Below are 304 nucleotides of genomic sequence, written 5' to 3' on the forward strand. Positions count from 1 at the left end.
GCGGTAATACGAAGGGTGCAAGCGTTGCTCGGAATTATTGGGCGTAAAGGGTTGGTAGGTGGTCTTGTTTGTCTAAGGTGAAATCCCATGGCTTAACTGTGGAAGTGCCTTAGAAACGGCAAGACTAGAGTCCTAGAGGGGTTTGTGGAATTCCCGGTGTAGCGGTGAAATGCGTAGAGATCGGGAGGAACACCAGCGGCGAAGGCGGCAAACTGGATAGGCACTGACACTCAACAACGAAAGCGTGGGGAGCAAACAGGATTAGATACCCTGGTAGTCCTGTCTCTTATACACATCTCCGAGC

General features: G+C 51.3%; 1 rRNA gene. It reads left to right on the top strand.

The annotated features are described in order from the left end of the window. Window positions 1-304: ribosomal RNA gene (locus ACTHSL_RS13365) — 16S ribosomal RNA — on the top strand; the annotation flags it as partial.

This window comes from Neisseria sp. P0008.S010 (genome assembly GCF_051962715.1).
Classification (GTDB): Bacteria; Pseudomonadota; Gammaproteobacteria; order Burkholderiales; family Neisseriaceae; genus Neisseria; species Neisseria elongata.